The 7,155-nt window shown below is 71.7% G+C and carries 7 protein-coding genes and 1 pseudogene; 2 read left to right on the forward strand and 6 right to left on the reverse strand.

Annotation, left to right across the window (positions count from 1 at the left end; translation table 11 throughout):
- Positions 1-54: 54 nt before the first annotated feature.
- Entirely contained in the window at positions 55-1,656 is a 1,602-nt protein-coding gene (locus AB0D27_RS31520; RefSeq protein ID WP_362515583.1) for an alpha-amylase family glycosyl hydrolase, read from the forward strand.
- Position 1,657: 1 nt separating this feature from the next.
- Here AB0D27_RS31520 and AB0D27_RS31525 read toward each other — a convergent pair whose 3' ends face one another.
- Positions 1,658-2,251 (reverse strand): hypothetical protein, encoded by a 594-nt coding sequence (locus AB0D27_RS31525; RefSeq protein WP_362515585.1) that lies wholly within the window; start codon positions 2,249-2,251, stop codon positions 1,658-1,660.
- A gap of 98 nt (positions 2,252-2,349) precedes the next feature.
- Here AB0D27_RS31525 and AB0D27_RS31530 point away from each other — a divergent pair.
- A pseudogene (locus AB0D27_RS31530) lies at positions 2,350-2,949 on the forward strand (SDR family oxidoreductase); the annotation flags it as partial.
- Here the strand turns inward: AB0D27_RS31530 and AB0D27_RS31535 are convergent.
- The 5 genes from AB0D27_RS31535 to AB0D27_RS31555 are packed head-to-tail and all read right to left on the reverse strand — an operon-like array spanning position 2,927 to position 6,963.
- Positions 2,927-4,384 carry an MFS transporter gene (locus AB0D27_RS31535; protein ID WP_362515587.1) on the reverse strand — a complete coding sequence of 486 codons (1,458 nt, stop codon included), beginning with the start codon at positions 4,382-4,384 and terminating at the stop codon, positions 2,927-2,929. The pseudogene AB0D27_RS31530 and the gene AB0D27_RS31535 sit on opposite strands and share 23 nt — an antisense overlap.
- Before the next feature lie 6 nt (positions 4,385-4,390).
- Positions 4,391-4,591: a hypothetical protein gene (locus AB0D27_RS31540; RefSeq protein WP_362515589.1), complete on the reverse strand. Its 201-nt coding sequence runs from the start codon at positions 4,589-4,591 to the stop codon at positions 4,391-4,393.
- 52 nt (positions 4,592-4,643) lie between these two features.
- Positions 4,644-5,891, reverse strand: a complete 1,248-nt coding sequence (locus tag AB0D27_RS31545) for an RNA polymerase sigma factor (RefSeq protein ID WP_362515591.1) — start codon at positions 5,889-5,891, stop codon at positions 4,644-4,646.
- Complete coding sequence (locus tag AB0D27_RS31550; protein ID WP_362515592.1) at positions 5,888-6,229, reverse strand: YciI family protein; 342 nt, start codon at positions 6,227-6,229, stop codon at positions 5,888-5,890. Before AB0D27_RS31550 ends, AB0D27_RS31545 begins: the two co-directional genes overlap by 4 nt.
- On the reverse strand, positions 6,226-6,963 hold the full coding sequence (locus AB0D27_RS31555) for a YciI family protein (protein ID WP_362515594.1): 738 nt from the start codon (positions 6,961-6,963) through the stop codon (positions 6,226-6,228). The genes AB0D27_RS31550 and AB0D27_RS31555 overlap by 4 nt, the downstream gene beginning before the upstream one ends.
- Between the last annotated feature and the right edge of the window lie 192 nt (positions 6,964-7,155).

The raw sequence follows: 7,155 nt of genomic DNA on the forward strand, positions 1-7,155 counted from the left end.
CCCCTTCAGCTTAGGGGCAGCGCGCGCCGTCTGCGCTGATCTATGGTCGCGTGCATGACTTCGTTCCGTCCCGCCCCCGCCTGGCTGGCCGACGCCGTCTTCTACCAGATCTATCCGCAGTCGTTCGCCGACTCCAACGGCGACGGCATCGGCGACTTCAACGGAATCGCCGAACGCCTCGACCACCTCGCGTGGCTGGGCGTGAACACCGTGTGGCTCAACCCGTGCTTCGACTCACCGTTCCGCGACGCCGGATACGACGTCTGCGACTACCTGAACGTCGCGCCCCGCTACGGCAGTGACGACGACCTCGCCCAGCTCGTCGAGGAAGCGGGCCGCCGCGGCATCCGCGTACTGCTGGACCTCGTGGCGGGTCACACCTCGGACGCCCACCCATGGTTCCGGGCCGCCGCGAACGATCCGGCCGACGACCGCTACATCTGGGCGCCCGAAGGCCGCCCCGACGGCTTCGTCGCCTCCCCCGGCAGCCGCCCGGGCGCATACCTGCCGAACTTCTTCGCCTTCCAGCCCGCCCTCAACTTCGGTTATGCGCGCCAGGATCCGGCCGAGCCCTGGCGGGGCCCCGTCGACGCGGAGGGACCGCGCGCCAACCGCGCGGCCCTGCGCACGATCATGGACCACTGGCTGGGTCTCGGCCTCGCCGGCTTCCGTGTCGACATGGCCGCATCGCTCGTCAAGGACGACCCCGACAAGACCGAAACCGCCGGTATCTGGAGGGAGTTGCGCCACTGGCTGGACGGCGCCCACCCGGACGCGGTGCTGCTGTCGGAGTGGGGCGAGCCCGAGGTGTCCATCCCCGCGGGCTTCCACACGGACTTCTTCCTCCAGTTCGGCGGACCCACCGACGGCCTCGCCCTGCGGTCGCTGTGGAGCAACGGCGAGGGCACGGTCGACGAGCTCTGGGACCCGCTCGACTGCTTCTTCGACCCGGACGGCGGGGGCTCGCCGCGCCCCTTCGTCGAGGCCTGGGAGAAAGCCTCCGCCGCCCTCGGCCACAGCGGCTTCATCTCGCTGCCCACCGCCAACCACGACTTCTCCCGTCTCAACTGCGGTCCTCGCACGGCCGATCAGCTCCCCACCGCCTTCGCCTTCCAGCTGACCTGGCCGACCCTTCCGGCGATCTACTACGGCGACGAGATCGGCATGCGCTACGTCCCGGGCCTGCCCGACAAGGAGGGCAGCGTGCTGGGCCCGCGCTACAACCGCGCGGGCTCCCGCACCCCCATGCAGTGGGACGACAGTCCCAACGCCGGTTTCTCCACCGCCCCGCCCGACCGCCTCTACCTCCCCCTCGACCCGTCCCCGGACCGCCCGACGGTCGCCGCCCAGTTCGCCGACGACACCTCCCTCCTCCATCTCGTACGCCGCCTCGTCGCCCTCCGCACCAACACGCCGGAGCTGGGCCGGGGCGGCTCGGTGGAGGTGCTGCACGCCGGATATCCCTTCGTGTACGTGCGAGGCGGGCGGTATCTCGTGGTCGTCAATCCGCGGCGCGATGACGTGAGTTGCGTGTTCGACGCCGAAGCCGACGCACACCCTCTGGAGGTCGCCGGGGTCACGATCGACGAGGGCACCATCACGGCTGGGGGATTCGCGTACGGCGTCTTCGAACTCGGCCGGCGGGCCGGGCAGTGAATCAGCCGACCGTCAGGACGATCGCGCCCGAGTAGCTGCTCCCCGCCGCGATGGCCGTCGCGGCGCCGTCCACCGTCATCGTCACGGACTTGCCGCGCGGCGCCCGCACGGCCGCGTCGGCGGAAACGGTCAGCTTGGTCAGGTACGAGGTCCCGGTCACCGTCCGGGTCGAGCCGCTGCCCAGCTGGACGACCACGCCGTTGTTGACGGCCGCCTGGACGGTGTTGGTGACCTCACCCAGCTCGTAGAAGTTCGAGGAGTCGATCGTGCTGACGCGGTGCTTAGCGCGCGTCGCCGAGATGACGCCCTGGACAGTGGAGTCCTCGAAGGTGAGGACCATGTTCTTGCCCTTGCGCATGCCGTTGTAGAAGTCGCCCTTGAGGGCGATCGAGGTGAAGGCGGCGGCGCCGTCGGCCGTGTGGACCGGGGTCGTGTCGAAGGCGTAGTCCTTCGCCGGGTCGTCCGTGGGCTCGCTGTAGACGCCGACGTTCATCATCTTCCCGTCGACGTTCACCGGGCCCGGGTCGTCCAGCTCGATCATCTGCAGGATGATCCCGTTGCCCGGGTTGAGCCGGGCGCCCCGCGAGCCGTCCACACTGATCGTCGTCTGCTGCCCCTTGTTGAGGAAGGTGGACTTCTCGGAGTTGATGACCGTGCCACCGTCGAGCCTCAGAGTGCCGGCGCCGGAGCGGCCTGGACGTGCGCTACCGGCACCTGGACGTGTCCTCCCCGGACGACTGGGCCGCCCTCGCGGCGTCGCTGTCCGAGGTGCACGGTCTCGTCAACAACGCCGGGATCCCGATGCGCACCCGCCTCGGGTCGTTGGAACTCGCCGACTGGAACCGGGCGTTCGCCGTGAACACCACCGGCCCGATGCTCGGCATCCAGGCGCTCACCCCGCTCATGTCCTGCGGTGCGTCCATCGTGAACGTCGGCTCGGTCGCGGGCCTCACCGCCCACCACGCCGTCGCCTACACGGCCAGCAAGTGGGCGCTGCGCGGCCTGTCGAAGGTCGCCGCCCTGGAGCTGGCGCCCCGCGGCATCCGTACGAACGTGATCCACCCGGGTTACATCGAGACCCCGCTGATGGCGACCGCGAACCCGGTCTTCGTGCGGGCGCACCTGGCGATGACACCCCAGGGCCGCCCGGGCGCCGTCGACGAGGTGGCGCCCCTCGTCGTGTACCTCCTCTCGGACGAGTCGTCCTACGTGAACGGCGCCGAGATCACCGTGGACGGCGGCTACTCGGCGCACGACGGGGTGAAGGCGATCACGAACGCGCTCGACTCGTAGTGACCAGACGGTCGGGGCCAGGCCGTTCGGGCCGGCGCAACAGGGCGAGCGCGCAGCCCAGGCCGATCGCCGCGAGGACGGCACACGCCGTGAACGCGGCCCGGTAGCCGGCGGTCAGACCCGCGAGACCCGGGCCGCCGGTGCAGGACACGGCGACCGACGTGACGACAGCGACTCCGAACGCGCCGCCGATCTGGAAGGCCGCGGTGTTGATGCCGGACGCCACGCCCGACTCCCGCTCCCCCACCCCGGTCAGCGCCGCGATGGACCCGGCGACCGCGCAGGCGCCCAAGCCGGGCCCGAAGACCAGCAGCCCGGGGAACAGGTCGCGGACGAATCGGCCGTCCACCGGGACCCCGGCCAGCAGCAGACTGCCCGCGCCGACCAGCGCGAGGCCGCCGACCGCGACAGGGCGGGCACCGATGCGGGTGACCAGGGCCTGGCCCGCGTACGAGCCGATGACCGCGGTCGCGGGCATCACCACGTTGTAGAGGCCGAACCGCAGCGGCGAGTAGCCGACCACGCCCTGCCCGTACTGGGAGAGCGTGTAGGACATCCCGAAGGCGCAGCTGCCCAGCAGGAACACCACGAGGTTGCCGCCGCTCACCGACCGCGCCCGGAGCAGCCGCAGCGGCACCAGCGGCTGCGCCGACCGTGCCTCGACCCGGACGAAGAGCAGCGCCAGCGCGCCGGCGACAGCGAACAGGCCGATCGTCTGCACGGACAGCCATCCCGCGCGCGGGGCCTCGACGACGGCGTACACACAGGCCACGAGCGCGGCGGTGACGGTGAGCGCGCCCGCCGGATCGTACGAACCGGTACGTGCCCCCGTGCGGCTCTCGCGCAGCAGCAGGGGGCTCAGGACGAGGAGGAGCAAGGCGACCGGCACATTAAGGAAGAAGACCCACTGCCAGCCGAGCACGTCGGTGAGGGGTCCGCCGATCAGCAGCGCGGCCGTGGCGCCGAAGCCGCCGCTGCCGGACCAGATGGCGAGGGCCTTGTTGCGCTCGGGCCCCTCCTCGAAGGTGTTGAGGAGGAGGGACAGCGCGGTCGGCGCCATGACGGCGGCGGAGACGCCCTGCACGGCGCGCGCCGCCACCAGCACGCCCGCGCTCCAGGCGAACCCGCACAGCAGCGAGGACAGCCCGAACAACAGCGTGCCGGTCATGAAGACGCGGCGGCGGCCCAGCAGATCGGCGATCCGGCCGCCGAGCAGCAGCAGCCCGCCGAAGGTGAGCAGATAGGCGCTCATGACCCATTGCGCGCCGCCCGCCGAGAAGCCCAGTCCGTCCGCGATGGTCGGCAGCGCGAGGACGACGATCTGCGAGTCCAGGATGACCATGAATCCGGCCAGGCAGAGCAGGGCGAGAGCGCGCCAGCGACGGGGGTCGCGGGTGGTGAGGGACATGTCCGTGGGTTTGGTGGTGGCAGTCATGGCGGCTCAGCTCCCCAGGCGCAGGCCGGCGAGCCAGGCATCGGGGGTGCTCGGGCCCGGTACGACCGGATGGCGGGCGACCGGGCCGCCGGACGTGAGCGAGAGGCCGGACGCGTGGGGCGTCGGCTGCCCGCGGCGCGCGAGCAGCAGGGCGAGCGCCTTCCTGACGGGCGAGGTGGGGACAGCAGCGGTGGCGGTGGCGGTCACGGGAGTCTCCAATGTCGCGATCGGGTTCCTGCACCCCACCGACGAACGACCCCTACGCCGATCGACACTCCGCGAGCCGTTTCTCCAGGAAGCGCCGCTCGGCCGCGTTCTCCACCAACTCGAGCGCCCTGGCGTACGCCTTGGCCGCCTCCGCCGGGTGCCCCAGGCGGCGCAGCAGATCCGCGCGCGTGGCGGGCAGCAGGTGGTAACCGTCGAGCGTGCCCTCCTCCTCCAGCTCCGCCACCAGGGCGAGTCCCGCCTCCGGGCCCTCGGCCATGCCCACGGCCACCGCGCGGTTCAGCCGGACCACGGCGGAGGGCACGAAGCGCTCCAGCTCGCCGTACAGGGCGTCGATGTCGGCCCAGTCGGTGTCCTCGGCGGTGGCGGCGGTGGTGTGGCAGGCGGCGATGGCGGCCTGGATCTGGTACGGACCTGGACGACCGCGACGCAGGGCGGTTTCCAGCAGGGCGGCGCCCTCGTCGACGGCGGCCCTGTCCCAGGCCCTACGATCCTGGTCCTCCAGCGTCACCAGTTCGCCCGCCGCATCGACCCGCGTGCCGCGTCTGGCGTCGTGCAGCAGCAACAGGGCCAGCAGGCCCAGCACTTCGGGCTCGTCGGGCATCAGGCGGGCCAGCACGCGGGCGAGGCGGATCGCCTCCGCGCACAGGTTCGTGCGCACCAGATCGGCGCCTGCTGTGGCGGCGTATCCCTCGTTGAAAAGCAGGTAGAGCACGCCCAGCACGCCCGTCGTGCGCTCCGGCAGAAGGTGCGCGGGCGGAACGCGGTACGGGATGCCGGCGTTGCGGATCTTCCGCTTGGCGCGGACCAGGCGCTGCGCCATCGTCGCCTCGGGGACGAGGAAGGCGCGGGCGATCTCGGGCGTGGTCAGCCCGGCGAGGGTGCGCAGGGTCAGCGCGACCCTGGCCTCGATCGGGAGCGCCGGGTGACAGCAGGTGAAGATGAGCCGCAACCGGTCGTCGTGCACACCGCTGTCGTCCTCGGCGTCGTACGCCCTTTCCTGTAGCGCTGACACGGCCGCCTCCCGCAGCTTCTGTGCCCCGACCGCCTCCCGGCGCAGCACGTCCAGCGCGCGGTTGCGCGCGGTCGTGGTCAGCCAGGCGCCGGGGCGGCGCGGCACACCGTCGCGCCGCCACCGCTCCAGGGCCTGGGCGAAGGCGTCCTGCGCGCACTCCTCGGCGAGGTCCCAGTCGCCGGTCACCCGGATCAGGGTGGCGACGACCTGACCCCACTCCTCCCGGAAGGCGGCCGCGACCGCCTCCCGCACGTCGGTGTCGTTCATTCCCAGACCGGCCGCACCTCCACCGAGCCGCCGCCCAGCGCCGCCGGATGCCGTGAGGCGAGCGCGATGGCCTCGTCGAGGTCGGCGACCTCGATGATGTCGAAGCCCGCGACGTACTCCTTGGACTCCACGAACGGCCCGTCGCTGAGCAGGACTTCGTCGCCCTGGACCCGGACGGTGGTGGCGTCGCTGGACGGCCGCAGCCGGGCGCCGCCCTTCACGATGTCGCGGCTGCGCACCTCGTCGATGTACGAGGTGAAGCGGGGGTCGTCGGCGATCTGCTCGGGGCTGAGCTCCTCGCCGCCGACGGGGGTGCAGATGAACAGGACGTACTTCATGACCGCTCCTCCCTGAGGCCTGCCTCGAACGGGACCGACGCGTGCTCATGGGCGATCAGCCAACGGTCGCCCACGGCACGGTAGCCGGTGGTCACCCGCGCCGTGCTGTCCAGCGGCTCGCCCGTGGCGAACGTGCCGCGGATCCGGACGAGCCCGTGGCTGAACGCGACGCTCTCGTCGACCCGGAGACGGAATTCGAGCACCTCGCGCCACACGGGCCCGGTCACCGTGGAGAAGAACCACTCCTGGGCCTTGCGGAGGGCGTCGATCCCGCGCTGCTCCAAACCGCTCATGGGGTGGAACACCTCCGTGTCCGCCGTGTAGCAGGCCAGCCTGCGGTCGATGTCCCGCTCGCGCAGAGCCTCGGTCAGCTCGTTGTCGAGCCGGCGGATCTCCCCCTCGGCGTCCTCGTCGTCCCAGAAGGCGCGCACCTCCATGGCGCCGATGGACGCGACGGGATGCTTCGCCGCCGCTTCGATCGCCTCCTCCATGCTGTCGCATTCGAGGATGTCGAACCCGGCGACGTACTCCTTCGTCTCGGCGAACGGCCCGTCGGTGCGCAGTACCTCGCCGCCCCGCACCCGCACGGTGACCGCGTCGGCGGGCAGCCGCAGCCGGTGACCGTGCAGCCGTACGCCGCGCTCGGCGCCCAGCTCCTCGACCCAGGGTTCGACGGGTGCCATACCGGAGGCGTCTGCGGTGTCGTCACCGCAGACCAGCAGCATGTACTTCATGGTTCCTCCCGGTGCTCATGAGCTTCCTACACCCCACCGACGAACAGGATCACGCCGAATCGACAGACGCCGGTGATTTTTCCGCCGCGGGAGGACGCACGAGAGGGGGGGGGGGGGGGGGGCCCCGCCCCCCGGGGGGTGGTGGGGTTTTTTGGGGGCGCGGGGGACCCCCCCGGGGCCGGGGGGGCCCCC

It is taken from the genome of Streptomyces sp. NPDC048415 (genome assembly GCF_040651675.1).
Classification (GTDB): Bacteria; Actinomycetota; Actinomycetes; order Streptomycetales; family Streptomycetaceae; genus Streptomyces.

Excerpts from the sequence above, each read along its gene's own strand:
- AB0D27_RS31535 (WP_362515587.1), bottom strand. The coding sequence starts at position 4,384 with ATGACTGCCACCACCAAACCCACGGACATGTCCCTCACCACCCGCGAC.
- AB0D27_RS31545 (WP_362515591.1), bottom strand. The coding sequence starts at position 5,891 with ATGAACGACACCGACGTGCGGGAGGCGGTCGCGGCCGCCTTCCGGGAG.
- AB0D27_RS31520 (WP_362515583.1), top strand. The coding sequence starts at position 55 with ATGACTTCGTTCCGTCCCGCCCCCGCCTGGCTGGCCGACGCCGTCTTC.
- AB0D27_RS31550 (WP_362515592.1), bottom strand. The coding sequence starts at position 6,229 with ATGAAGTACGTCCTGTTCATCTGCACCCCCGTCGGCGGCGAGGAGCTC.
- AB0D27_RS31555 (WP_362515594.1), bottom strand. The coding sequence starts at position 6,963 with ATGAAGTACATGCTGCTGGTCTGCGGTGACGACACCGCAGACGCCTCC.